This window comes from Pseudomonas sp. UBA3153, assembly GCF_002364635.1.
GTDB lineage: Bacteria > Pseudomonadota > Gammaproteobacteria > Pseudomonadales > Pseudomonadaceae > Pseudomonas_O > Pseudomonas_O kuykendallii.
In genome coordinates this window covers 59,876-83,193 of the sequence record NZ_DEYR01000003.1, presented here as the reverse complement: position 1 = coordinate 83,193, position 23,318 = coordinate 59,876, and the positions used below count along the sequence as shown (strand labels likewise).

Sequence of the window (23,318 nt, the reverse complement as noted above, 5' to 3'; positions counted from 1 at the left end):
TCGTTCCTCAACGCAGCTTCAGGGTGGCGAGGCCAACCAGCACCAGGATCACGGTGATGATCCAGAAGCGCACGATCACGCGCGGTTCGGGCCAGCCCTTGAGTTCGAAGTGGTGGTGGATGGGCGCCATGCGGAATACGCGCTTGCCGGTCAATTTGAAGGAGGCGACCTGGATGATCACCGACAGGGTTTCCATGACGAACACCCCGCCCATGATGAACAGCACCACTTCCTGGCGGACGATCACGGCGATGGTGCCGAGCGCCGCGCCCAGCGCCAGCGCGCCGACGTCGCCCATGAAGACCTGCGCCGGGTAGGTGTTGAACCAGAGGAAACCGAGGCCGGCGCCGATCAGCGCGCCGCAGAAGATGATCAGCTCACCAGCGCCTGCGACGTAGGGAATCAGCAGGTACTCGGAAAAGTTCGTGTTGCCCGACAGGTAGCAGAAGATGCCCAGCGCGCCGCCGACCATCACCGTGGGCATGATCGCCAGACCGTCGAGGCCGTCGGTGAGGTTGACCGCGTTGCTCGAGCCGACGATGACGAAATAGGTCAGCACGACGAAACCGGCGCCCAGCGGAATGCCGACGCTCTTCACCATCGGCAGGATCAGCGTGGTTTCCACGGGGGCCTTGGCGGTGAGGAAAAGGAAGATCGCCGCGCTCAGGCCGAAAACCGACTGCCAGAAATACTTCCAGCGGCTCGGCAGCCCGCGCGAATTCTTCTCGATCACCTTGCGGTAGTCGTCGACCCAGCCAATGGCGCCGAACGCCAGCGTCACCAGCAACACGGTCCACACGTAGCGGTTCGACAGGTCGGCCCAGAGCAGCGTGCTGATGGTGATGGCCGAGAGGATCAGCGCACCGCCCATGGTCGGCGTGCCCTTCTTCGACAGGTGCGACTGCGGCCCGTCGTTGCGCACCGCCTGGCCGATCTGACGCAGTTGCAGGGTGCGGATCATCCACGGCCCCAGGCACAGCGCCAGCGACAGCGCGGTGAGCACGCCCAGGATGCCGCGCAGGGTCAGGTACTGGAATACCGCGAATCCCTTGTAGAACTGTTGCAGGTACTCCGCCAGCAGCAGCAGCATGATCAGTGTGCCTCCGTTGCGCACAGGGCCTGGACGACGTTTTCCATCGCCGCGCTACGCGAACCCTTGATGAGAATGGTGGTGTCCGCGGCCTGCTCGGCGCGGATCGCTTCGATCAGGCTGGCCTGATCGGGGAAATGCCGGCCCGCGGTGCCGAACGCGGCGACGGCGTGGGCCATGTTCGGGCCGACCGCATAGAGGGCGTCGGCCTTGCCGGCGGCATAGGCACCGACGTCGCGGTGGCCCTGCTCGGCCCACTGGCCCAATTCGCCGATGTCGCCCAGCGCCAGCACCTTGCGCCCGTCGAAACCGGCGAGGATGTCGATGGCGGCGAACATCGAGGCCGGGTTGGCGTTGTAGGTGTCGTCGATCACGCGCACGCCGTTCGGTGCCAACTGCGCCACGGCGCGACCCTTGACCGGCTGCACGCTCTGCAGGCCGGCGACGATCGACGCCAGCGGAACCTCCAGGGCGTGCGCGGCGGCGGCGGCGGCCAGGGCGTTGGCGACATTGTGCCGGCCGAGCAGGTTGAGCTGCACGCGCGCGGAGCCGGCCGGCCCGCGCAACGTGAACGCCGGGCAACCGCGCGCATCGCGCGACAGCGCGTCGGCATGGAAGTCGGCGCCGGCGTCGTTCAGTGCGAAGCTGATGACGCGGCGTCCGGCGGCGCGCGCCGTCCAGATGGCGAACGCCTTGTCGTCGCGGTTGAGTACGGCGATACCGTCCGCCGGCAGCCCTTCGAGGATCTCGCCCTTGGCTTCGACGATCTTGTCCGGACCGCCGAACTCGCCGACATGGGCCAGCCCGGCATTGTTGATGATCGCCACGCTCGGGCGGGTCAGGCCGACGGTGTAGGCGATTTCGCCCAGCCGCGAGGCGCCAAGTTCGATCACTGCCGCCTGGTGTTCCGCGCCCAACTCGAGCAGCGTCAGCGGCGCGCCGAGGTCGTTGTTCAGGTTGCCGCGGGTGGCCAGGGTCGGCCCCTGCACGCGAAGGATCGCGGCGAGCAGCTCCTTGACGCTGGTCTTGCCGCTGGAACCGGTGACTGCCGCGACCTGGCCGCCGAAGGCATCGCGGTTGAGCGCACCGAGGCAACCGAGCGCCAGCCGGGTATCCGCCACCAGCAGTTGCGGCAGCGGCGCGTCGGCCACTTCGCGCTGCACGAGGACGGCGACCGCGCCTTTGACGGCGACTTCGGCGAGGTAATCGTGGCCGTCGAAATTCGGTCCGACCAGGGCGATAAACAGTTGCCCCGGCTGGATCGCGCGGCTGTCGCTGCTGACGGCGGCGAAACTGACGTCGTCGCCGATGAGGCGGGCGTTCAGCGCAGCGGCGACTTCGCTCAGGAAAAGCGGCTTAAGCATGGTTCTGCTCCCAGGCGGCCAGCGCAGCGGCGGCTTCCTGCAAGTCGGAGAACGGCTGGCGCACGCCGGCGATCTCTTGGTAATCCTCATGGCCCTTACCGGCCAGCAGCACCACGTCGCCAGGCTTGGCAGTGGCGACAAGACGAGCGATGGCGGCGCCGCGGCCTTCGACGAATTCGGCGTCATCCGCCGCGCTGAAACCGGCACGGATGTCGTCGAGGATCGCCGCCGGGTTTTCGTTGCGCGGGTTGTCGTCGGTGACCACCACGCGGTCGGCCAACCGCTCGGCGATCGACGCCATCAGCGGGCGCTTGCCGCGGTCACGATCGCCACCGCAGCCGAACAGGCAGAGCAGTTCGCCCTGCACATGCGGGCGCAGCGCTTCGAGCACTTTTTCCAGCGCATCCGGCGTGTGCGCGTAGTCCACCACCAGCAGCGGCTGCGAGCCGCCACCCAGGCGCTGCATGCGCCCTACCGGACCTTGCAGATGCGGCATCACCGCGAGGATTTCGTCCAGCGGGTAATCCATGCCGAGCAGCGCGCCGACCACGGCGATCAGGTTGCTCAGGTTGAAACGGCCAAGCAGCGAGCTGCGCAGCAGGCCTTCGCCGTGCGGCGTCACCAGCTCGGCGCGCACGCCTTCGTCGCTGAAACGCGCCTGGCGGCAATAAAGGTAGGCGGACGCATCGTCCAGGCTGTAGCCGATCAGGCGCGATTCGCCAGGTTGCACGGCCAGCTCGCGGCCGAAGGCGTCGTCCAGATTCAGCACCCGGCAGCGCAGACCCGGCCAGGCGAACAGGCGCGCCTTGGCGGCGCCGTAGGCCTGCATGGTGCCGTGGTAGTCGAGGTGATCGCGGGACAGGTTGGTGAACACCGCGATGTCGAAGGCCAGCGCGGCCACGCGGCCCTGGTCCAGCCCGTGCGAGGACACTTCCATCGCCACCGCGCGAGCGCCGGCCTGCTTCAGGTTGGCCAGGGTGGCCTGTACCGAAACCGGATCGGGCGTGGTGTGGCGACCGCTTTCCAGGGCGTGGTGGAACCCATTGCCGAGGGTCCCGACGATGCCGCAACGCTCGCCGAGACGATCCAGCGCCTGGGCGATCAACTGGCTGACGCTGGTCTTGCCGTTGGTTCCGGTGACACCGATCAGGCGCATCGCGCGGCTCGGCTCGCCGTAGAACCGCCCGGCGATGGCCGAGAGCTGTGCGGAAAGGTTCCTCACCGGCAACAGCACCGCATCGCCCTCGGGCAGTGCCGGCGCGCCTTCGCTTTCGTAAGCGACGGCAGCGGCCCCACGGGCGATGGCGTCGGCGATATGGATGCGACCGTCCTGGCTCAGGCCTGGCACGGCGAGGAACAGGTCGCCGGCGCGCACGGTGCGGCTGTCCAGGGTCAGCTCGCGGATCATCGCGGGATGGCCGCTTTCGGGCAGCAGCTTGTTCAGGGGCATGGTCATCAGCCGCGACCTCCCTGGACGGTCTTCGCATCGGCAGCCTGCACCTCGGCGGGCGGCGGCAGGTTGTCCGGAGCGATGTTCATCAGACGCAGCGCGCCGGACATCACCCGGCTGAACACGGGCGCGGAGACCAGGCCACCGAAGTAGCCGCTCTTGCTCGGTTCGTCGATGACGATGGCCATGGCGATGCGCGGGTTGCTCATCGGGCCGAAGCCGGCGAACAGCGAGCGGTAGGCGTTCTCGGTGTAGCCCTTGGTGCCGACCGAGGCCTTGCGCGCGGTACCGCTCTTGCCGGCGACGTGGTAGCCCGGCACCTGCGCGCGATAGACGCCGCGGGGCGCCTCGATGACCTGCTGGAGCATGCCCTGCATGGTCCTGGCGACGTCCTCGGGGATTACCTGGGCGCTGTCCGGCGTGCGGTCCACGCGGGCCAGCGAGAGCGGCACGATGCGACCGTTGTTGGCCAACGTGGCGTAGGCGTGGACCAGTTGAATCGCCGTCACGGACAAACCGTAACCATATGAGAGGGTGGCGGTCTCGGCCTGTTTCCACTCGCGATGGCTGGGCAGGTTGCCGACGCGCTCGCCGGGGAACCCGAGGCCGGTGTCCTGGCCGAAGCCGACTTTCTGCATCATGTCGTGGATGGCTTCGCCGCCGATGTCGAAGGCGACCTTGCTCATGCCGACGTTGCTAGAGTTGATCAGGATGCCGGTCAGGTCGAGGGTGCGGCCCTCGGTCTTCGACACGTCCTTGATGGTGTAGCGGCCGATCTGCAGCGATCCCGGCCAGACGTCGACGGTGTCGCTGGGTTTCCAGCGACCGCTCTGCAGCGCGGCGCTCATCGACAGCGGCTTCATCGTCGAGCCGGGCTCGAACACGTCGATCATCGCCCGGTTGCGCATGGCGGCCGGCTGCAGGTTGCGGCGGTTGTTCGGGTTGTAGGTGGGCTGGTTGACCATGGCCAGGATTTCGCCGGTCTTCACGTCGACCATCACCAGGCTGCCGGCCTTGGCGCCGAACTCGACCAGCGCATTGCGCAGCTCGCGGTGCGCCAGGTACTGCAGGCGCAGGTCGATGGACAACGATAGCGCCTTGCCGGCCTTGGCGTTGCGGGTGACCTGCAGATCACGGATCAGGTGGCCGCGGCGGTCCTTGAGCACCTGACGTTTGCCCGGCACGCCGGCCAGCCACTGATCGAAGGACAACTCGACGCCCTCGCGGCCGCGATCATCGACATCGGTGAAGCCGACCACGTGGGCGGTGACTTCGCCCGCCGGATAGAAGCGACGGAATTCTTCGATGGAGTAGACGCCCGGCACCTTGAGGTCGAGCACGCTCTGCCCCTGTTCGGGCGTCAGGCCGCGCACCAGGTACATGAATTCGCGGTCGGCGCTCTGCGCCAGGCGCTCGCTGAACGCCTTCGGCTCCTGGCCGAGTGCCACGGCGAGGGCCGGCCATTGGTCACGCGCGGCCTGCAGTTCCTTGCCGTTGGCCCACAGCGTGGTCACCGGCGTACTGACCGCCAGCGGCTCGCCGTTGCGGTCGGTGACCAACCCGCGGTGCGCCGGGATCGGCATGGTACGAACGCTGCGCGCGTCGCCCTGCCCCTGGAGGAAGTCGTGGTCGAACACATGCAGGTCGACGATGCGCCAGACGATGGCCGCCACCATCAGGCCGAGCAGCGCCAGCACCAGGCGGAAACGCCAGGGATAGAGCGCGCCTTCGAGGCCGGTCATGGCGCCACCAGACGGATTTCAGCGGCCTGCGGAACGCGCATTTTGAGCTGTTCGGTGGCCAGGGTTTCGATACGGTTGTGCGCCGTCCAGGTGCTTTGCTCGAGGATCAGGCGGCCCCACTCGGCCTGCGCCTTGTCGCGCACGCTGAGTTCGGCATAGAGCGAATTGAGCAGCAGGCGATTCCAGTGCGCGCTGTAGGACACCGCGATCGCCGACACCAGCACGCCGATGAACAGAATCAGCATCAGCAGGCTGCCGGTCGGCAACGGCTTGGAGAACGAACGGCTCATCGCAGTTTCTCCGCGACGCGCATCACCGCGCTGCGGGAGCGCGGGTTGGCCTTGGTCTCGGCGTCGGAAGCGTACTGCGGCTTGCCGAGCAGCTTCAGGCGCGGCTCGAAGGCCTTTGGAATGATCGGCAGGTCGCGCGGTAGCTTGTCCGCTTCGCCCTTGGCGTGCTTGCGCATGAACTGCTTGACGATGCGGTCCTCGAGCGAATGGAAGCTGATCACCACCAGCTTGCCGCCGACTTCGAGGGCTTCCAGCGCTGCGTCGAGGCCGCGCTCGAGATCGCCGAGCTCGTTGTTGATATGGATGCGCAGGCCCTGGAAGGCACGGGTCGCCGGGTTCTTGCCCTTCTCCCAGGCTGGGTTGGCCTCGGTCAGCACGGCAGCCAGGTCCCCGGTACGGGTGAACGGCGTCTGTTCGCGACGCTGCACGACGGCGCGCGCCATGCGCTTGGCGAAGCGCTCCTCGCCGTAGTCCTTGAACACGCGGGCGATTTCTTCGTCGCTGGCGGTGGCGATGAACTGGGCCGCACTGATGCCACGGCTCGGGTCCATGCGCATGTCCAGCGGACCGTCGTTCAGAAAGCTGAAACCACGCTCCGGGTCGTCCAGTTGTGGCGAGGAAACCCCGAGGTCCAGCAGGATGCCGGCGACCTTGCCGTCCAGCCCGCGAGCCCGGACCTCATCGCCCATTTCGGCAAAGCTGCGTTGTACAACGACGAAGCGGCCGTCTTCGGCCGCTAGCGTTTGTCCCGTGGCGATCGCCAGTGGGTCCTTATCGAAGCCCAGTAGACGCCCGCTCGAGTCGAGTTTTTCCAGGATCAGCCGGCTGTGTCCGCCACGCCCAAAGGTGCCATCGATATAGCAGCCACCCACGCGGACATCGAGGCTGTCGACGGCCTCGTGCAGCAGTACGGTGATATGGCGAAAGTCGCTGGTCATCAGGCTCACAGGATCAGGTCACGCAGTTCGTCCGGCAGCGCGCCGGGTTGTTTGAGAGCGGCGAGATCGGCGTCGGAAACCGCGTTCCAGGCGTCCTCATCCCACAGCTGGAATTTGTTCAGCTGACCCACCAGCATCGCGCGCTTGTCCAGCTTGGCGTACTCGCGCAGACGCGGCGGAACCAGGAAGCGACCGCTGCCATCGAGCTCGAGATCCACCGCGTTACCAATCAGCAGGCGCTGCAGGCGACGGTTCTCTTCACGCAGGGAGGGCAGTTCACGCAGCTTGGTTTCGATCAGTTCCCATTCGGGAAGGGGGTAGACACAGAGGCAGGGGTCCACGGCGTCGATGGTCACGATGAGCTGGCCAGAGCAACGCGAAACGAGCTCGTCGCGATACCGGCTCGGCATCGCGAGTCGCCCTTTGGCGTCGAGACTGATGGCGTTAGCTCCGCGGAACAAGGTTGCGCTTCCCCAATAATCAGCTTTCCGTGCCCAAATAACCCACTTCGTGCCACTTCGTACCACTTCCGCACACTATAGAAATGCTCGCACCCCACCGTCAAGGCACGCAAAGAGGTAAAAAACCCTTATGTGTCGGTGATTTAGAGATAAGAAGTCGGAGTTGGGACGAGCCCGGAAGAGGGATAAGGCTTAAATAGCGAATACGCGCAAGAACCTGAACTTCAAACTTAAAGTGATTTATTAAGAGTGGGCTCTTGCGGCGATCTGACAGGCGGGGAATACGGGAGAAAAAGAGGTGGAGAGTCGATCTGTAAGCCGGGTTCTGTCGAGGACAGTCATTCCTCTACGACGTACATCGCTGCACGCCTTTAGCAACCTACCCGGTTCCAGCGCGGGCCACGCCAATGGAACCCTATTTGGTCTTGCTCCGAGTGGGGTTTACCTAGCCACGGACTGTTGCCAGCCGTGCGGTGCGCTCTTACCGCACCTTTTCACCCTTACCGGCGCCGAAGCGCTTAGGCGGTTATTTTCTGTGGCACTTTCCGTAGGCTCACGCCTCCCAGGAGTTACCTGGCACTCCGCCCTATGGAGCCCGGACTTTCCTCCCTCCCATATTGCGGAACAATATGGAACAGCGACTGTCCGATCGACTCTCCGCCGGCAAGGGTATCTGCAGGCCGGATAACGAACAAGCCCAGTTTTACTTCTGGCGCTCGAGCGCGACCTGGTAAAGCAGGTTCTTGCGCACGCCCGTGATCTCCGCCGCCAGCGCCGCGGCCCGCTTGAGCGGCAGCTCGCCAAGCAGGAGATCGAGCACCCGCAAGGCTTCCGCGCTCACCGCGTCCTCACCTTCCGGCGCTTGCCATCCGGAAACCAGCACCACGCACTCGCCGCGCTGCTGGTTGCTGTCCGCCGCGATCCACTCGTGCAATTCGACCAGCGGCAGCCCCCTGATGGTCTCGAAGGTCTTGGTCAACTCTCGCGCCAGCACGGCCTGGCGCTCGTCGCCGAACACCGCCCGCATGTCCTCGACACACTCGAGAATGCGGTGCGGCGCCTCGTAGAAGATCAGCGTGCGCGACTCTTCCTTGACCTGCTCAAGGCGCGCGCGCCGGGCGGCCCCTTTGGCCGGCAGGAAACCCTCGAAGATGAAGCGATCCGACGGCAGTCCCGCCGCGGACAGTCCGGCAATCAGCGCGCAGGCGCCCGGCACCGGCACCACGGCAATTCCCGCCGCACGCACCTGGCGCACCAGGTGGAACCCCGGATCGGAAATCAGCGGCGTTCCGGCGTCGGAGATTAACGCGACATCCTCACCGGCCTGCAAACGCGCGAGGAAGCGCCCGCCATGCTCGCGCTCGTTGTACTCGTGGCAAGCCGCCAGCGGTGTGGAGATGCCGAAGTGCTGCATCAGCCGCGCGGAATGCCGGGTGTCCTCGGCCGCGATCAGCGCAACGTCACGCAGGATGTCCAACGCACGGGCGCTGATGTCATCCAGATTGCCGATCGGCGTGGCGACCACATAGAGCGTACCGAACTGGGAATCCCGGGCAGCGGAAGTTGTCACAACACACCTCGCCATTGGCGCAAAAGCGCGCATTGTAGCCCGTTTCAGGCACCCGACATCGCACCACCGGGAGCCCTTGGGTACAATTCGCCCCTCTCTCGTACGAGCAACGGAAACGCTTACATGATTGCCTGCCTGCGTCCGCTCTCAGCACTCTGCATCGCCGCCCTTCTGGCCGCCTGCGCCAGCCAGCCCACCTCCAACCTCGGCGAGTTGCCACGCACACCGCAGGCCAGCATCGAACAGCTCCTTCAGCAGGCAGGCTCCGCCAAGCCGGAAGAAGCTGCTTCGCTGAGACTGTCGGCAGCCGACCTGGCGTACCGACAGAACAACCCCGAGCGCGCGGCACAGATCCTCGATCAGGTTTCGTTGGAGAACCTCAAACCGGCGCAGCAGATCTACGCCAGCACCCTGGCGGCCGAGCTCTCCTTGGCGCGCGGCCAGCCGAAGTCGGCGCTCAAAGCCCTCGAGCATCCGAGCCTGCAACGCCTGGGCGAGCTTCCGGTTGAGCAACAGACCCGCACCCAGATGGTCCGTGCCCAGGCGCTGCAGGCCGATGGACAGGTCCTCGCTGCGGCGCGCGAGCGCGTGTTCATCGCCCCTCTATTGTCGGGACAACAAGCCAACGACAACCATGAGGCGATCTGGACACTGGTCTCCAGCCTGCCGGACGACCAACTGCAACCGACCGCCGACGCCGATCTCGACGGCTGGCTGGCGCTGGTCCGCGCCACCAAGCCGGCCGGCACGCTGCAGCAGCAGAAGGCCGCGATCAATGCCTGGCAAGCCCAGCATCCACAGCACCCGGCGGCTCAGCACCTGCCCGAGGCGCTGGTCAAGCTGCAGCAACTGGCCGATCAACCGCTGACCAAGGTCGCGCTGCTGCTGCCCCAGCAAGGCCAACTGGCCTCCGTGGCCCGCGCGTTGCGCGATGGATTCCTGGCAGCCCAGTTCGAAGCCCAGCAGGCTGGGCAGAATCCACCCCAGGCTACCTTCTACGACAGCGCGCAGCTGACCTCGATGGACGCGTTTTACCGACAGGCGCAGGCCGATGGCGTGCAACTGGTGATCGGCCCGCTGGAGAAGCCGCTGGTCAAGCAACTGGGCGAACGCCAGCAACTGCCGCTGACCACCCTCGCGCTCAACTACAGCGACCTTGCCCAGGCAGGCCCGCCGCAGCTGTTCCAGTTCGGCCTCGCCGCCGAGGATGAAGCCCGCGAAGTCTCGCGTCGCGCCTGGCAGGACGGCATGCGCCGTGCCGTGGCACTGGTGCCGCGCGGGGAGTGGGGTGATCGCGTGCTCGATGCCTTCCGCCAGAGCTGGCAGGCCGCGGGTGGCACCCTGATCGCCGCCGAGCGGGTCGACCAGCCGGTGCAGTTGGCGCAGCAGATCGCCGACCTGTTCCAGCTTCGGCAGAGCGAAGCGCGGGCCAAGCGCCTGCAGAGCGCACTAGGCGTCGAGGTGGCGGCGCAACCCTCGCGCCGCGCCGACGTAGACTTCATCTTCCTCGCCGCCACGCCGCAGCAGGCCCAGCAGATCAAGCCGACACTGACATTCCAGTACGCCGGAGACGTCCCGGTATACGCGACGTCCCACGTCTATTCCAGCAACAACGATCAGACGCAGTACCTGGACCTGAACGGCATCCGCTTCTGCGAAACACCCTGGCTGCTCGATACCGGCAACGCACTCCGCCAGCAGGTGAGCAGCCAGTGGCCGCAAGCCTCCGGCAGCCTGGGCCGGCTCTACGCGATGGGCGCCGACGCCTATCGCCTGGCGCCTCACCTGGGCCAGTTGAAGGCGCTGCCGGAAAGCAGCATCGACGGCCTGTCCGGCCGACTGCACCTGAATCCACAGCAGCGCATCGAACGGCAGTTGCCCTGGGCCGAATTCCGCGACGGCCGCGTCCAGCGCCTTCCGGACGACACATATTGAGCGACGGCCCCGATCGCCAGGCCAGCGGCCGCAGCGCCGAAGCCAGAGCGCTCCAGCACCTGCAACGCCAGGGCCTGCGGCTGCTGGCGCAGAACTGGTCGTGCCGCCGCGGAGAGCTCGATCTGGTCATGCTCGACGGCGATACAGTAGTATTCGTCGAAGTGCGCTACAGGCGTTACGACGCCTGGGGCGGCGCACTGGAGAGCGTGGACGCACGCAAACGCGCCAAGCTCGTCAGTGCAGCCGAGCACTTCCTGCAAAAGGAGTCGCGCTGGAGCAGGCATCCCTGTCGTTTCGACGTGATCGCCATCCGCGCCGACAGCAATCTCCCTACGGATCTGAACTGGGTCCGCAACGCCTTCGATACCTGAAACGGCCGCCAACTGAAGGTCACTTTCCGATGGACATGCAATCCCGAATTCGCCAGCACTTCCAGGCCAGCATTGAGACCAAGCAGCAGGCCATGGACGTTCTGATTCCGAGCATCGAACAGGCCAGCCAGGCGATGGTTCATGCCCTGCTCAACGAGGGGAAGATCCTCACCTGCGGCAACGGCGGCTCCGCCGGTGACGCCCAGCACTTCTCCTCGGAACTGCTCAACCGTTTCGAGCGCGAGCGCCCCAGCCTTCCGGCGGTGGCGCTGACCACCGACACCTCGACGATCACCTCGATAGCCAACGATTACAGCTACAACGAGATTTTCTCCAAGCAGATACGCGCCCTGGGTCAGCCCGGCGACGTGCTCCTGGCAATCTCCACCAGCGGCAACTCGGCCAACGTCATCCAGGCGATCCAGGCGGCTCACGACCGCGAGATGCAGGTCGTGGCTCTGACCGGGCGCGACGGCGGCGGTATGGCCTCGCTACTACTGCCGGAAGACGTGGAGATTCGCGTACCGGCGAAAGTTACCGCGCGCATCCAGGAGGTCCACCTGCTGGTGATCCACTGCCTGTGCGACCAGATCGACAGTCAACTGTTCGGGAGTGAAGAATGATCCGGCAACGCCTTTCCCTGCTCGCCATCGCCCTCTGCCTGAGCGTGAGTGGTTGCAGCTCCGTACTCACGGCCACCCGCGACAAGCCTATAGACGACGATCGCGGTACGCGCACCATCGGCAGCAAGATCGATGACTCGCTGATCGAAACCAAAGCCGCGGTGAACATCGCCAAGGCCAACCCCGATCTCGACCAGAACTCGCACATTGTCGTCGCCAGCTACAACGGCGTCGTCCTGCTGGCCGGGCAAACGCCCCGAGCCGACCTGAAGAACCTTGCCGAGCAATCCGCCGCCGCCGTGCAGCGCGTCAAGCGCGTACACAACGAACTGCAGGTGCTCCCGCCCTCTTCCGCCCTGGCCCGCAGCAACGACTCCTGGCTCACTACCAAGATCAAGACGCAGATGCTCACCGACAGCGTGATCCCCGGCTCACGAATCAAGGTGATCACCGAAAACGGCATCGTCTACCTGCTGGGCCTGGTGACCCACCAGGAAGCCAACCTGGCCACCAACAAGGTGCAGAGCGTTTCCGGCGTGCAGAAGATCGTCAAACTCTTCGAGTACATCGACTAGCAAGGTGCAGGCATGAAAAAGGCGACCCGAGGGTCGCCTTTTTTCATTTCACCACCTTGAGGCTCGGTCGCCCGCTCGGACGCGGCGGCTCGTCGTCCGGACCGTCACCGTCGTCTGCGGGCTCTTCACCCGGTGCGCTGGTGGGCTCCAGATCGAAGACCATGCCCTGTCCATTCTCGCGCGCGTAGATCGCCAGAACGGCCGCCGCCGGAATGAACAGGCTGTGGGCGACGCCGCCAAAACGGCCTTCGAAACTCACCGCCTCGTTGTCCATGTGCATGTGCCGCACCGCGCTGGGCGATACGTTGAGCACGATCTGCCCGTCAGCCGCGTAGCCAGGAGGCACCTGCACCTTGGGGAATTCCGCGTTCACCAGCAGATGCGGCGTACATTGGTTATCGACGATCCACTCGTAAAGCGCGCGAATCAAATAGGGACGACTGGAGTTCATGAAGGCTCCTTGCTGTTAGCGCATGTCGCGCTCGACGGCAGACAGACTGGCCTTGAAGGCCTCGCGGGCGAATTGGCGCTCCATGTAGTCGAGCAGCGGCTTAGCCGGCCGCGGCAGCTCGATACCCAACAGGGGCAAACGCCAGAGAATCGGAAGCAGGCAGCAATCCACCAGGCTCATCTCCTCGCTGAGGAAGTACGGTTTGTCGCCAAACAGCGGCGAAACGCCGGTCAGGCTCTCGCGTAGTTCCTTGCGCGCCTGTACACGCTCTGCCTCCTTGCTGCGCGTGTCGAGTATCCGATCCACCAGCGCGCACCAGTCGCGCTGGATGCGGTGAATCAGTAGCCGGGTATTGGCCCGAGCGACCGGATAGACCGGCATCAACGGCGGATGAGGATAGCGCTCTTCGAGATATTCCATCACCACCGTGGACTCGTACAAGGCCAGATCGCGATCGACCAGAGTCGGCACACTGCCATATGGGTTGGCTTCAGCCAAGCGCGGCGGGCAGCGCCCGGGCTGAACCTCGATGATCTCCGCCGCTATTCCCTTTTCCGCAAGCACCAGGCGCACGCGATGGCAGTAATGGTCTGCGGGGTCGGAATAGCAAGCCAACCGATTGGTTACGCTCATGGCGCTCCTCCTCGCTTGAAATAAAAAGGGCAGAAAACACAGCGCGCCCAATAAGGGCGCGCGCGTTGGATCAGATGAATCGCTCAGCGAATCAATGCACGTCTTTCCAGTATTCGCGCTTGAGCAGGTAGGCGAACACGAAGAAGAAGGCAAGATACAGCAGCACGTAGGTGCCGATGCGCTGGCTTTCCAGTTTGACCGGGTTGGCCGAGTAAGCGAGGAAGGTCACGAGATTCTTGACCGTTTCATCGAACTGCTCTTCGGTTTGGGCACCGGTATTCGGAAGGACGGTGAGCTGGTCGCACGCCTCGTGGGTAATCGGCGTACCGGTGAGCGGATCGAACTGCTTCTTGCCGTCATCGACCAGTTGGACCTGCTTGCAACCCACCACCTGGCGGCCCTGCAATTTACCCAGCACGTTGGGCATGCCAACGTTCGGGAACACCCTGTTGTTCACACCCCAAGGACGCGCCGGGTCTTCGTAGAAAGCGCGCAGGTAGCTGTACAGCCAGTCGTTGCCACGAACGCGGGCGACCAGCGTCAGATCCGGCGGCGCGGCGCCGAACCAGACCTTGGCGTTGGCCGGATGCATGCCGTTCTTCATGTGGTCACCGATCTTGGCACCGGTGAGCACCACGTTCTCCAGCATCACTTCTTCGGGAATGCCGAGATCCTTGGCCACGCGCTCGTAACGCTGGAACTGCGCACTGTGGCAGCCCATGCAGTAGTTGGCGAACGTGCGCAGACCGTCCTGCATGGCAGCCTTGTCGGACAGGTCGACATCGACCTTGTCCAGATGGACGTCATGACCACCAGCGGCAAAGGTGAATACCGGCAGGATTGCAAAAATCAGTGCAGCGAGTTGCTTTTTCATCAGCCATTCACCCTTTCCGGAACCGGTTTGGTCTTCTCGAGCTTGGTATAGAACGGCATCAGGATGAAGTACGCGAAATACAGAACGGTACAGATCCGAGATGCCAAGGTGCGCTCCGGAGTCGGAGCCAGCACGCCAAGCACGCCCAGAATGACGAAGGCGATGCAGAAAACTGCCAGCCACACCTTGCTCAACCAACCCTTGTACATCATCGACTTGACCGGGCTACGGTCGAGCCAGGGCAGCACGAACAGCACGGCAATCGCCGCACCCATGGCGATGACGCCCATGAGCTTGTCCGGAACGGCGCGGAGAATCGCGTAGAACGGCGTGAAGTACCACACCGGAGCGATGTGCTCGGGCGTCTTAAAGGCGTTGGCCACTTCGAAGTTGGGTTTCTCGAGGAAATACCCACCCATTTCCGGGAAGAAGAAGATCACCGCGCAGAACACGAAGAGGAAGACCACTACGCCGACGATGTCCTTGACGGTGTAGTAGGGATGGAAAGGAATCCCGTCGAGCGGAATGCCGTTCTCGTCCTTCTTCTTCTTGATGTCCACACCCTGCGGGTTGTTCGACCCGACTTCGTGCAACGCCAGGATGTGCAGCACAACCAGACCGAGAAGAACGATCGGCAGTGCGATCACGTGCAACGCGAAGAAGCGGTTGAGGGTGATGCCGGAGATCAGGTAGTCGCCGCGAATCCACTGGGTCAGGTCATCGCCGATCACTGGGATGGCACCGAACAGCGAAATGATCACCTGCGCGCCCCAGTACGACATCTGGCCCCACGGCAGCAGATAGCCCATGAAGGCCTCGGCCATCAGCGCGAGGTAGATCATCATGCCGAAGATCCAGACCAGCTCGCGTGGCTTCTGGTACGAACCATAAAGCAGGCCGCGAAACATGTGCAGGTAGACCACCACGAAAAACGCCGAGGCACCCGTCGAGTGCATGTAGCGGATGATCCAGCCGTACTCCACGTCGCGCATGATGTATTCGACGGAAGCGAAGGCTTCCTCGGCGGACGGCGTGAAGCTCATGGTCAGCCAGACACCGGTCAGAATCTGGTTGACCAGCACCAGCAGCGCCAGGGAGCCAAAGAAATAGAAGAAGTTGAAGTTCTTCGGTGCGTAGTACTTGGACAGATGGTCTTCCCACATCTTGGTCGCGGGGAAGCGCGCATCGACCCATTCCATGAATTTGCTCATCAGGCTTTCTCCTGGTCCACACCGACGACGATCACTGCATCCGATTCGTAGGAATGCGGCGGTACCGGCAGGTTCAAGGGAGCAGGTTGCGATTTGTAGACGCGACCGGCCAGGTCATATTTGGAACCATGGCATGGGCAGAAGTAACCACCGACCCATTCAGCCCCCAGGTCGGCGGGAGCGACTTCCGGACGATACGACGGGGAGCACCCAAGGTGCGTGCAGAGCCCCACGAGAATGAGAATTTCCGGCTTGATCGAACGCAGTTTCGGATCGACGTAGGTCGGTTGAACCGACGCTTTGGACTCCGGATCCGCCACGTTGGCAGCCACCTTGTCCAGGTTCTTCAGAATCTCCTCGGTGCGGCGAACGATGAAAACCGGCTGGCCGCGCCACTCAGCAATCATTTGCTGACCCGGCTCGATCTTGCTGATGTTCACCTTCACCGGTGCGCCTGCGGCCTTGGCCTTGGCGCTTGGGAACCACGATCCCACAAACGGGACCGCGGCACCCGCCGCTCCTGCAGCACCCACCACGGAGGTGGCTGCTACGAGGAAGCGACGCCGGCCAGCATTCACGCCGTCATTGCTCATTAAGTCGTCTCCCATCAGCTTTGTGGCCTGTTGGTTCAGGCATCTACTAGGTAAATTTCGGGTCGCGCAAAAAGTTGCCAGATGGTAAAGAAAAGCCCCTTTTCTGACAAGGTAATTACCTGACCCAAATCAGCTGAACGCCTTGTGCGACGGGGACTCCAACGATGCGTCAAGTTGTCACACCAAAAGCGACCGCGCATAAAAAAACGCCCAGATCCGCAAGGAGATGGGCGTTTTTTGAGGTCCAGCGAATTAGCGCTTGGAGTACTGCGGACGCTTACGCGCTTTACGCAGACCGACCTTCTTACGTTCGACTTCACGGGCATCGCGAGTAACGAAGCCAGCTTTGCGCAGGGCAGGACGAAGGGACTCGTCGTAGTCCATCAGGGCACGGGTGATGCCGTGGCGAATCGCGCCGGCCTGGCCGCTGACACCACCACCGAGAACGGTGACGTAGATGTCGAACTTCTCGACGGTCTCGGTCAGCTCCAGCGGCTGGCGAACCACCATGCGGGCGGTTTCGCGACCGAAGAACTGGTCCAGGCTGCGGTTGTTGATGGAGATGTTGCCAGTACCCGGACGCAGGAAGACGCGAGCGGTAGCGGTCTTACGACGGCCAGTGCCGTAATTTTGAGTCGCCGACATAATGAGCTATCCCGTTAAAACTTCAGTTCTTGAGGCTGCTGAGCGGTGTGCGGGTGAGCGGCACCCTTGTACACCTTCAGCTTGCGATACATGTCGCGACCCAGCGGGTTCTTCGGCAGCATGCCTTTGACCGCGGTCTCGATCACACGCTCAGGGGCTTTGGCGATCAGCTTCTCGAAGTTGATCGACTTGATGCCACCCGGGAAACCGGAGTGCGAGTAGTACATTTTGTCGGTGGTTTTGGCACCGGTAACACGAACCTGCTCGGCATTGATCACGACGATGTAGTCGCCGGTATCAACGTGCGGAGTGTATTCGGGCTTGTGCTTGCCACGCAGGCGGCTGGCAATTTCGGTGGCCAGACGACCCAGGGTCTGGCCGGCAGCGTCGACGACGTACCAGTCGCGCTTAACGGTTTCCGGTTTCGCAGTAAAAGTCTTCATTCGTTATAGCCTCAGGGGCCGCCCTGAAAAATAGACGGCGAATCTTACTGAATAGTGCTTGCCCTGACAAGGTCAGGGTCGGCCGGAAACAGACGCTATCGGGGGCTCGGGTCAGCGCGTCCGCTACGGCAAAGGGTTCGGCGGGCTAGGCATCCCCACCTTCAATCCCAACGAGCTAGGCATCCCCGTCGAGAAAGCCGCGGAATTATGCCGATTACTGCAGAAATAGCAACCCGATTTTTCATTTTCGGGCAATGGCTCCGCCTTCAGAACAGCTCCATCGTCCGCGACTCCGCCCCCGGCATCGGTCCTCGGCGGGACGCCAGACGGTCGGCCAGACGGGTCGGCTCCGGCAATCGATAGCCGCGCCCCCAGCCAAGAACCAACTCGACAGCCGACTGCATGGAGACCCGATGTCCCGGAGAAACGATCAGCGGACGCACGCCATCCTTGCTGCGCAGGACCCAACCGATCATGTCTCCCCGATGCTTGAGCGGCACCTTCGCGCCTCGCTGGACGGCCAGCTCGCCGTGCTCGCCACAGAGGATGTTCTTCGCCACGCCAATAGTCGGTAGCCCCGTTACCACGCCCAGATGCGAGGCGATTCCCAGGCGACGAGGATGAGCGATCCCTTGGCCGTCGCAGACGATCAGATCCGGCAGCCGCGGCAGCGATTCCAGCAGCACCAGCAACGCCGGCAGCTCGCGGAAGGACAGCAGGCCCGGCACATAGGGCATGCAGGTGGGAACTCGAGCCACCGATTGCGCCAGCGGTAGAAGCGTCTGCGCATCGAGAAGCACCGCCGCGGCGCGGGTGACGGCGCCGCCCTCCTCGAAACCGACGTCGACACCGGCGATCACCCGCAGCGGGGGATAGTCATCGACGATACGAACCTGCCCGGCGAGCCTGGTCTGCAGGGCACGGGCATTGGCCACGCTGCCATCCCAGCCCTGGAACACTGGATTCGCCGAAGCGACGACCTCGGACATGCACTTCTCCTCTGTGATCCAGATTGGACGAGCGCATGGCCGACGGGTTCGCTAGAGTGTGCGCGCGATGATTTCCTTCATGATCTCGTTGGTGCCGGCGTAGATGCGCTGCACCCGAGCGTCGGCCCAGGCGCGGGCAACCGGGTATTCCCACATGAAGCCGTAACCGCCATGCAACTGCACGCACTCGTCGAGCACCTTGCACTGCAGGTCGGTGCTCCAGTACTTGAGCATCGCCGCCGTCGGCACGTCGAGCTTGCCGTCCAGGTGCAGTTCGAGACAGCGATCAAGAAACACCCGACCGATCTGTATTTCCGTGGCCATCTCGGCGAGCTTGAAACGGGTGTTCTGGAAGTCCGCGATGGCCTTGCCGAACGCCTTGCGCTCGCGGGTGTAATCCAGCGTCCACTTCAGCGCCGCCTCCGCCGAGGCCATGGCGCCAATGCCGACGGTGAGGCGCTCCTGGGGCAGTTCCTGCATCAGATAGGCGAAGCCCATTCCGGCCTGGCCGAGGAGGTTTTCCTTCGGTACCCGAACATCCTGGAAGAACAGTTCGGAGGTGTCCTGCGCCTTCATGCCAACCTTCTCCAGGCGCTTGCCCTTGGAAAAGCCGGGCGTTCCCGCCTCGACCAGGAACAGGCTGGTGCCCTTGGCGCCCGCCTTGGGATCGGTCTTGGCGACGACGATCACTAGGTCGGCGAGAAAACCGTTGGTGATGAAGGTCTTCGAGCCGTTGATGACGTACTCGTCGCCGTCCTCCACTGCGGTGGTCTTGACGCCCTGCAGGTCGGACCCCGCTCCCGGCTCGGTCATCGCGATCGCCGTGACCAGTTCGCCCGTCACCATCCGTGGCAGGTACTTCTGTTTCAGCGTCTCGCTGCCGTAATGCAGGATGTAAGGCGCGACGATGTCCGAATGCAGCGAGAAGCCGATACCGGTCAGGCCCAGCCGGCCGACCTCCTCGATCACCACGGTGCTGTAGAGAAAATCCGCCGCCATGCCGCCGTATTCCTCCGGCAGATGCGAGCAGAGCATCCCCGCCTCGCCGGCCTTGTTCCAGAGGTTCCGGTCGATGTGACCGTCCTTCTCCCACTGCGCGTGGAACGGCACCGCCTCCTGCTCGAGGAACTTGCGCACGCTGTCGCGAAAGAGTTCGTGGTCGGAATTGAACGGGGTTCTGGGAATCATCGGATCACCTTCGGATGCGTCTGTTATTGGAGTTGTAGGCAGCATGAGCCCGAGACTGTAGGTCACGCCGACCCGCTACACACTGGACACAAGCGACAAAAAATAAGACGATCCTGCCGGAAACTGACGCTTATACCCCACTATTTACCTATAAGAACAAGAGCATGCCAAATGCGACCTCCGTGCCCCTGCGGGTCAGCATTCTCGCCACCGAAGGCTCCTTCGGCTCGACGCTGATGCAGGCAAAAGACTTCTTCCACATGGCCAGCGTGCGCCACGGCAAGCAGCTCGGCCTGGGCCCTACGCTGGAAATCCACCTTGTGAGCCCCGACGGCCGCCCGGTACGAAGCTTCAGCGACGTCAGCATCCCGGTGAATGGCGGGCTGCAAGCCGCCGACGCGATCATCCTGCCGGCGTTCTGGGGCAACTTCGATGCGCTGCGCGAGCGACATCCGCAGGTCCTGCAGTGGTTGCGCGACTGCCACACCGCCGGAGGTGCCATCTGCGGCGAGGCCACCGGAGTGTTCTGGATGGCCGAAGCCGGGCTGCTCGATGGCAAGGAAGCGACCACCTACTGGCGCTTCCATGAGGAGTTCGCCCGCCGTTATCCACGCGTGCAGCTGAACCAGGACAAGCACCTCACCGACGCCGACAACCTCTACTGCGCCGGCGGCGTGACGTCCGCCTGCGACCTCTACATCTACCTGATCGAACGTTTCTGCGGCGCCGCGGTGGCGCAGGGCGTGTCGCGCGATATTCTCTTCGAGGTGCAACGCAGCTACACGCCGGGAAGAATCGGCTTCGGCGGGCAGAAGCTGCACCAGGACGTCGCCGTGCTGCAGATCCAGCACTGGCTGGAGGAGCACTTCGCCGACAAGTTCCGTTTCGAGGACGTCGCCCGCGAACACGGCATGAGCATTCGCAATTTCATGCGCCGCTTCCAGGCCGCCACCGGCGACAAACCGCTGCATTACCTGCAACGCCTGCGCATCGAGACGGCCAAGGGCCTGCTCTCGGCGACGCGCAAGAGCATCAAGACGATCAGCTACGAAGTGGGTTACGACGACGCGAGCTTCTTCGCCCGCCTCTTCCGCCAGCACACCGAGCTGTCGCCGAACCGCTATCGGCAGCAGTTCCACCGCAAGGACGCTTGAGCATTCGGGAAGAAAAGGATTCCGGCCGGCGCGGCGAGCAGACGCCCGCCGCGCAACGGGTCAGGGACGGTGCGGGCGCGCGAGGAACTCGTGCGACTGCATTTCCAGCAAACGGCTCAGGGTGCGCTGGAACTCGAAGGTCAGCCGGCCGCCGCTATAGAGGTCCTTCAACTCGACCTCGGCGGAGAGGATGAGCTTGACGTTGCGGTCGTAGAACTCGTCCACGAGGTTGATGAAGCGGCGCGCCATGTCGTCCTTCGCGGCGTCCATCTTCTCGACATTCGAGACCAGCACCGCGTGGTAGACCTTGCCAAGCTCGATGTAGTCGTTCTGGCTGCGCGGGCCGTCGCAGATATCGCGGAAGTCGAACCAGGCGACGTCCTGGCAGACACGGCGCGCATGGATGGCACGGTTCTCGACCATCAGGTCGACATCGTCCTCGGCGTGCTCGCAGTCGTGCAGCAGGCTGACGAAGCTCTGCGCCATGAGCGCATCGACCTCGGCGGAAAGCGGCCAGTGGAACAGCTCGGCCTGCTCCAGCGCGCGCAAGCGGTAGTCGACGCCGCTGTCGACGTTGACGATCTCGGTGTGCTTCTTCAACAGCTCGATGGCGGGCAGGAAGCGCGCGCGCTGCAGGCCGTCCTTGTAGAGGCCGTCGGGAACGATGTTGGAGGTCGCCACCAGGCTCACGCCATTCTTGAACAGCTCCTCGAGCAGGGTCGCCAGGATCATCGCGTCGGTGATGTCTGAAACAAAGAACTCGTCGAAGCAGATCACCCGGCTCTCGTCGGCGAAACGCTTGCCGATGATGGTCAGCGGGTTCTTCTCGCCCTTGAGGGTCTTCATTTCCTCGTGCACGCGCTTCATGAAGCGGTGGAAGTGCGTGCGGGTCTTTTCCTTGAACGGCAACGCGTCGAAGAAGGTATCGACCAGGTAGGTCTTGCCGCGGCCGACACCGCCCCAGAAGTACAGGCCCTTGATCGGCCCCTGGCGCTTCTTGCCGAACAGCTTGCCCAGCAGGCCGGATTTGTTCTGCTCCGCCACGAGGTCGTCGTACAGGCGTTGCAGGTGCCGCACAGCTGTTTCCTGCGCCGCATCGTGGAAGAAGTCGGGACGTTTCAGGTCAGCCTGATAGCGCTCAAGAGGGGTCATGGCCGGGTCGGGGTCGTGAAGCGGGGCCGACACTTTAGCGGCGGCCTCCGGGGTTGGCAATTGGCTGAGGTCGTTCAAGGCACTGTCCTCACGGTTGCAGATAAGGCGGACGGTTGCCAGCGATGAGAGCACCGCGAGGACCGCGGCGTTGCGTGGCGCACGTCGTTGGAGAACGCGCGCGCCACTATGTTCCGTCAGGCGACGAGGCTGGAGAGCGCCTCGCGCAGCCGCGCCATGCCGGCATCACGCTGCGACGCGTCGGCGTAGGCCGGACTCTGCGCCAGCAGCTCGCCATCGAGCCACAGCGCGAAGCGATCGGCATCGGCGCGCAGGTCGAGCGCGTCGGCGCCCTCCTCGACAACGCGCTGGCTGGCGGCACCCGCCGCCTTGGGGTCGGCGAAGGCACGCGAAAGCAGCAGCTCTTCGCCATCGGCGGCGAGAAAGCGGAACTGGAAGCTGCCGTCGCGCTCGCGGAAGCTGACGAACCGCGCCCCCTTGGCGGCCTTCTTCTTGCCGCCGGCGGGGCCCTGCGCCTGGCTGCGGAACGAGCGCAGGCCGACCGACTCGCGCAACTGCTCGAGGAACGGCGTGGCGGTCCTGCGCGCCTTGGCGGCGCCGGCAAGGAGGATGTCCTCCAGATCGGACGGACGCTCGACCAGGGCGTGGTAGCGTTCGCGCGCCTCGCCGAGCTCGTCGTCGAGCAGCTGGAACAGGCGCTGCTTGGCTTCGCCCCAGGCCAGGCCGCTCAGCAGCTCGTCGCGGAAAGCCGCCAACTGGGTGGGCGTGGCGAAGGCCTGGTAGAGGGTGAACAGGTGCGAGTTGTCCGGGTCCTTCGGCTCGCCAGGGGCGCGCGAGTCGGTGACGATGCGGGCGATGGCATCCTTGAGCTGCCTGGCGCTGCCGAACAGCGGGATGGTGTTGTCGTAGCTCTTCGACATCTTTCTCCCGTCCAGTCCCGGCAGCGTCGCCACGCCCTCTTCGATCACCGCCTCGGGCAGGGTGAAGAGCTCCCCGCCGGCACCGAACAGGTGGTTGAAGCGCTGGCCGATGTCACGAGCCATTTCCACGTGCTGGATCTGGTCACGCCCGACCGGCACCTTGTGAGCGTTGAACATCAGGATGTCGGCGGCCATCAGAATCGGGTAGCTGAACAGGCCCATGGTCACGCCGGCATCCGGGTCCTCGCCGCTCTCCAGGTTCTTGTCCACCGAGGCCTTGTAGGCGTGCGCCCGGTTGAGCAGGCCCTTGCCGGCGACACAGGTGAGCAGCCAGGTCAGCTCGGGGATTTCCGGGATGTCCGACTGCCGGTAGAAGGTCGCGCGCTCGGGGTCCAGCCCGCAGGCCAGCCAGGTGGCGGCGATCTCCAGGCGCGAGCGCTGGATGCGCAGCGGGTCGTCGCACTTGATCAGCGCGTGGTAGTCGGCGAGGAAATAGAACGAATCCGCCCGCGGATCGCGGCTGGCGACGATCGCCGGGCGAATGGCGCCGGCGTAGTTGCCCAGGTGCGGCGTGCCGGTGGTGGTGATTCCGGTGAGGATGCGTGTGGTCATGGCGTTCGCTTGTTGGCGGCGTTCGG

The 23,318-nt window shown here is 64.1% G+C and carries 24 protein-coding genes and 1 other RNA gene; 5 read left to right on the top strand and 20 right to left on the bottom strand.

Going from position 1 to position 23,318, the window contains the following annotated elements; all coding sequences use genetic code 11:
- Window positions 1-7: 7 nt before the first annotated feature.
- The 9 genes from mraY to rsmI form a co-directional block, all read right to left on the bottom strand.
- Window positions 8-1,090, bottom strand: coding sequence for a phospho-N-acetylmuramoyl-pentapeptide-transferase (gene mraY, locus B2X67_RS01440; protein WP_090226557.1), 1,083 nt, complete (start codon window positions 1,088-1,090; stop codon window positions 8-10).
- Window positions 1,091-1,092: 2 nt separating this feature from the next.
- Window positions 1,093-2,454: a UDP-N-acetylmuramoyl-tripeptide--D-alanyl-D-alanine ligase gene (locus B2X67_RS01435; RefSeq protein WP_286784378.1), complete on the bottom strand. Its 1,362-nt coding sequence runs from the start codon at window positions 2,452-2,454 to the stop codon at window positions 1,093-1,095.
- Window positions 2,447-3,910, bottom strand: coding sequence for a UDP-N-acetylmuramoyl-L-alanyl-D-glutamate--2,6-diaminopimelate ligase (locus B2X67_RS01430; protein ID WP_286784377.1), 1,464 nt, complete (start codon window positions 3,908-3,910; stop codon window positions 2,447-2,449). The genes B2X67_RS01435 and B2X67_RS01430 overlap by 8 nt, the downstream gene beginning before the upstream one ends.
- On the bottom strand, window positions 3,910-5,646 hold the full coding sequence (locus B2X67_RS01425; RefSeq protein ID WP_286784376.1) for a peptidoglycan D,D-transpeptidase FtsI family protein: 1,737 nt from the start codon (window positions 5,644-5,646) through the stop codon (window positions 3,910-3,912). Before B2X67_RS01425 ends, B2X67_RS01430 begins: the two co-directional genes overlap by 1 nt.
- Window positions 5,643-5,936 (bottom strand): cell division protein FtsL, encoded by a 294-nt coding sequence (ftsL, locus tag B2X67_RS01420; RefSeq protein WP_090226546.1) that lies wholly within the window; start codon window positions 5,934-5,936, stop codon window positions 5,643-5,645. Before ftsL ends, B2X67_RS01425 begins: the two co-directional genes overlap by 4 nt.
- On the bottom strand, window positions 5,933-6,874 hold the full coding sequence (rsmH, locus tag B2X67_RS01415) for a 16S rRNA (cytosine(1402)-N(4))-methyltransferase RsmH (RefSeq protein ID WP_282341947.1): 942 nt from the start codon (window positions 6,872-6,874) through the stop codon (window positions 5,933-5,935). The genes ftsL and rsmH overlap by 4 nt, the downstream gene beginning before the upstream one ends.
- A 5-nt stretch (window positions 6,875-6,879) precedes the next feature.
- On the bottom strand, window positions 6,880-7,335 hold the full coding sequence (gene mraZ / locus B2X67_RS01410; RefSeq protein ID WP_090226541.1) for a division/cell wall cluster transcriptional repressor MraZ: 456 nt from the start codon (window positions 7,333-7,335) through the stop codon (window positions 6,880-6,882).
- Between the two features lie 298 nt (window positions 7,336-7,633).
- Window positions 7,634-7,992, bottom strand: an RNA gene (gene rnpB / locus B2X67_RS01405) — RNase P RNA component class A.
- Window positions 7,993-8,038: 46 nt separating this feature from the next.
- The gene (gene rsmI, locus B2X67_RS01400) at window positions 8,039-8,920 is read right to left on the bottom strand and encodes a 16S rRNA (cytidine(1402)-2'-O)-methyltransferase (RefSeq protein ID WP_286784430.1); all 882 of its coding nucleotides are present in this window, start codon (window positions 8,918-8,920) and stop codon (window positions 8,039-8,041) included.
- 108 nt (window positions 8,921-9,028) lie between these two features.
- Here rsmI and B2X67_RS01395 point away from each other — a divergent pair, with 108 nt between their 5' ends.
- Genes B2X67_RS01395 through B2X67_RS01380 form a run of 4 tightly spaced genes read left to right on the top strand, consistent with a single transcriptional unit; the run spans window position 9,029 to window position 12,409 of the window.
- A complete protein-coding gene (locus tag B2X67_RS01395) occupies window positions 9,029-10,840 on the top strand; it encodes a penicillin-binding protein activator (RefSeq protein WP_286784375.1) in 1,812 nt (603 codons plus the stop codon).
- Window positions 10,837-11,211, top strand: coding sequence for a YraN family protein (locus B2X67_RS01390; RefSeq protein ID WP_286784374.1), 375 nt, complete (start codon window positions 10,837-10,839; stop codon window positions 11,209-11,211). Before B2X67_RS01395 ends, B2X67_RS01390 begins: the two co-directional genes overlap by 4 nt.
- Window positions 11,212-11,240: 29 nt before the next feature.
- The gene (locus B2X67_RS01385) at window positions 11,241-11,834 is read left to right on the top strand and encodes a phosphoheptose isomerase (protein WP_090226530.1); all 594 of its coding nucleotides are present in this window, start codon (window positions 11,241-11,243) and stop codon (window positions 11,832-11,834) included.
- Window positions 11,831-12,409 carry a BON domain-containing protein gene (locus B2X67_RS01380; RefSeq protein WP_090226527.1) on the top strand — a complete coding sequence of 193 codons (579 nt, stop codon included), beginning with the start codon at window positions 11,831-11,833 and terminating at the stop codon, window positions 12,407-12,409. Before B2X67_RS01385 ends, B2X67_RS01380 begins: the two co-directional genes overlap by 4 nt.
- Window positions 12,410-12,452: 43 nt before the next feature.
- Here the strand turns inward: B2X67_RS01380 and B2X67_RS01375 are convergent, their stop codons facing one another.
- From B2X67_RS01375 to B2X67_RS01335, 9 genes are all read right to left on the bottom strand, one after another.
- Window positions 12,453-12,860 carry a ClpXP protease specificity-enhancing factor gene (locus B2X67_RS01375; protein WP_090226526.1) on the bottom strand — a complete coding sequence of 136 codons (408 nt, stop codon included), beginning with the start codon at window positions 12,858-12,860 and terminating at the stop codon, window positions 12,453-12,455.
- A gap of 15 nt (window positions 12,861-12,875) precedes the next feature.
- Window positions 12,876-13,493, bottom strand: a complete 618-nt coding sequence (locus tag B2X67_RS01370; RefSeq protein ID WP_090226524.1) for a glutathione S-transferase N-terminal domain-containing protein — start codon at window positions 13,491-13,493, stop codon at window positions 12,876-12,878.
- 91 nt (window positions 13,494-13,584) lie between these two features.
- Window positions 13,585-14,367, bottom strand: coding sequence for a cytochrome c1 (locus tag B2X67_RS01365; RefSeq protein ID WP_286784373.1), 783 nt, complete (start codon window positions 14,365-14,367; stop codon window positions 13,585-13,587).
- Window positions 14,367-15,578, bottom strand: coding sequence for a cytochrome b (locus B2X67_RS01360; protein WP_090226519.1), 1,212 nt, complete (start codon window positions 15,576-15,578; stop codon window positions 14,367-14,369). Before B2X67_RS01360 ends, B2X67_RS01365 begins: the two co-directional genes overlap by 1 nt.
- Window positions 15,578-16,171, bottom strand: a complete 594-nt coding sequence (petA, locus tag B2X67_RS01355) for a ubiquinol-cytochrome c reductase iron-sulfur subunit (RefSeq protein ID WP_273232586.1) — start codon at window positions 16,169-16,171, stop codon at window positions 15,578-15,580. The genes B2X67_RS01360 and petA overlap by 1 nt, the downstream gene beginning before the upstream one ends.
- 252 nt (window positions 16,172-16,423) lie before the next feature.
- Window positions 16,424-16,816 carry a 30S ribosomal protein S9 gene (rpsI, locus tag B2X67_RS01350; protein ID WP_090226514.1) on the bottom strand — a complete coding sequence of 131 codons (393 nt, stop codon included), beginning with the start codon at window positions 16,814-16,816 and terminating at the stop codon, window positions 16,424-16,426.
- Window positions 16,817-16,830: 14 nt separating this feature from the next.
- Window positions 16,831-17,259: a 50S ribosomal protein L13 gene (gene rplM / locus B2X67_RS01345; protein WP_090226511.1), complete on the bottom strand. Its 429-nt coding sequence runs from the start codon at window positions 17,257-17,259 to the stop codon at window positions 16,831-16,833.
- A gap of 266 nt (window positions 17,260-17,525) precedes the next feature.
- The gene (gene nfi, locus B2X67_RS01340; RefSeq protein WP_286784372.1) at window positions 17,526-18,248 is read right to left on the bottom strand and encodes a deoxyribonuclease V; all 723 of its coding nucleotides are present in this window, start codon (window positions 18,246-18,248) and stop codon (window positions 17,526-17,528) included.
- A 51-nt stretch (window positions 18,249-18,299) separates the two neighbouring features.
- Window positions 18,300-19,436: an acyl-CoA dehydrogenase family protein gene (locus B2X67_RS01335; RefSeq protein WP_282341966.1), complete on the bottom strand. Its 1,137-nt coding sequence runs from the start codon at window positions 19,434-19,436 to the stop codon at window positions 18,300-18,302.
- A 260-nt stretch (window positions 19,437-19,696) separates the two neighbouring features.
- Here B2X67_RS01335 and B2X67_RS01330 point away from each other — a divergent pair, with 260 nt between their 5' ends.
- Window positions 19,697-20,590 carry a GlxA family transcriptional regulator gene (locus B2X67_RS01330; RefSeq protein ID WP_286784429.1) on the top strand — a complete coding sequence of 298 codons (894 nt, stop codon included), beginning with the start codon at window positions 19,697-19,699 and terminating at the stop codon, window positions 20,588-20,590.
- Between the two features lie 60 nt (window positions 20,591-20,650).
- On the opposite strand, the gene zapE is transcribed toward B2X67_RS01330, so the two are convergent.
- The gene (zapE, locus tag B2X67_RS01325) at window positions 20,651-21,742 is read right to left on the bottom strand and encodes a cell division protein ZapE (protein WP_282341981.1); all 1,092 of its coding nucleotides are present in this window, start codon (window positions 21,740-21,742) and stop codon (window positions 20,651-20,653) included.
- Window positions 21,743-21,936: 194 nt separating this feature from the next.
- Entirely contained in the window at window positions 21,937-23,292 is a 1,356-nt protein-coding gene (locus tag B2X67_RS01320) for a tryptophan--tRNA ligase (protein ID WP_286784371.1), read from the bottom strand.
- Window positions 23,293-23,318: the final 26 nt, after the last annotated feature.

Excerpts from the sequence above, each read along its gene's own strand:
- mraY (WP_090226557.1), bottom strand. The coding sequence starts at position 1,090 with ATGCTGCTGCTGCTGGCGGAGTACCTGCAACAGTTCTACAAGGGATTC.
- B2X67_RS01435 (WP_286784378.1), bottom strand. The coding sequence starts at position 2,454 with ATGCTTAAGCCGCTTTTCCTGAGCGAAGTCGCCGCTGCGCTGAACGCC.
- B2X67_RS01430 (WP_286784377.1), bottom strand. The coding sequence starts at position 3,910 with ATGACCATGCCCCTGAACAAGCTGCTGCCCGAAAGCGGCCATCCCGCG.
- B2X67_RS01425 (WP_286784376.1), bottom strand. The coding sequence starts at position 5,646 with ATGACCGGCCTCGAAGGCGCGCTCTATCCCTGGCGTTTCCGCCTGGTG.
- ftsL (WP_090226546.1), bottom strand. The coding sequence starts at position 5,936 with ATGAGCCGTTCGTTCTCCAAGCCGTTGCCGACCGGCAGCCTGCTGATG.
- rsmH (WP_282341947.1), bottom strand. The coding sequence starts at position 6,874 with ATGACCAGCGACTTTCGCCATATCACCGTACTGCTGCACGAGGCCGTC.
- rsmI (WP_286784430.1), bottom strand. The coding sequence starts at position 8,920 with ATGGCGAGGTGTGTTGTGACAACTTCCGCTGCCCGGGATTCCCAGTTC.
- B2X67_RS01395 (WP_286784375.1), top strand. The coding sequence starts at position 9,029 with ATGATTGCCTGCCTGCGTCCGCTCTCAGCACTCTGCATCGCCGCCCTT.
- B2X67_RS01385 (WP_090226530.1), top strand. The coding sequence starts at position 11,241 with ATGGACATGCAATCCCGAATTCGCCAGCACTTCCAGGCCAGCATTGAG.
- B2X67_RS01380 (WP_090226527.1), top strand. The coding sequence starts at position 11,831 with ATGATCCGGCAACGCCTTTCCCTGCTCGCCATCGCCCTCTGCCTGAGC.
- B2X67_RS01375 (WP_090226526.1), bottom strand. The coding sequence starts at position 12,860 with ATGAACTCCAGTCGTCCCTATTTGATTCGCGCGCTTTACGAGTGGATC.
- B2X67_RS01370 (WP_090226524.1), bottom strand. The coding sequence starts at position 13,493 with ATGAGCGTAACCAATCGGTTGGCTTGCTATTCCGACCCCGCAGACCAT.
- B2X67_RS01365 (WP_286784373.1), bottom strand. The coding sequence starts at position 14,367 with ATGAAAAAGCAACTCGCTGCACTGATTTTTGCAATCCTGCCGGTATTC.
- B2X67_RS01360 (WP_090226519.1), bottom strand. The coding sequence starts at position 15,578 with ATGAGCAAATTCATGGAATGGGTCGATGCGCGCTTCCCCGCGACCAAG.
- petA (WP_273232586.1), bottom strand. The coding sequence starts at position 16,171 with ATGAGCAATGACGGCGTGAATGCTGGCCGGCGTCGCTTCCTCGTAGCA.
- rpsI (WP_090226514.1), bottom strand. The coding sequence starts at position 16,816 with ATGTCGGCGACTCAAAATTACGGCACTGGCCGTCGTAAGACCGCTACC.
- rplM (WP_090226511.1), bottom strand. The coding sequence starts at position 17,259 with ATGAAGACTTTTACTGCGAAACCGGAAACCGTTAAGCGCGACTGGTAC.
- nfi (WP_286784372.1), bottom strand. The coding sequence starts at position 18,248 with ATGTCCGAGGTCGTCGCTTCGGCGAATCCAGTGTTCCAGGGCTGGGAT.
- B2X67_RS01335 (WP_282341966.1), bottom strand. The coding sequence starts at position 19,436 with ATGATTCCCAGAACCCCGTTCAATTCCGACCACGAACTCTTTCGCGAC.
- B2X67_RS01330 (WP_286784429.1), top strand. The coding sequence starts at position 19,697 with ATGGCCAGCGTGCGCCACGGCAAGCAGCTCGGCCTGGGCCCTACGCTG.
- zapE (WP_282341981.1), bottom strand. The coding sequence starts at position 21,742 with ATGACCCCTCTTGAGCGCTATCAGGCTGACCTGAAACGTCCCGACTTC.
- B2X67_RS01320 (WP_286784371.1), bottom strand. The coding sequence starts at position 23,292 with ATGACCACACGCATCCTCACCGGAATCACCACCACCGGCACGCCGCAC.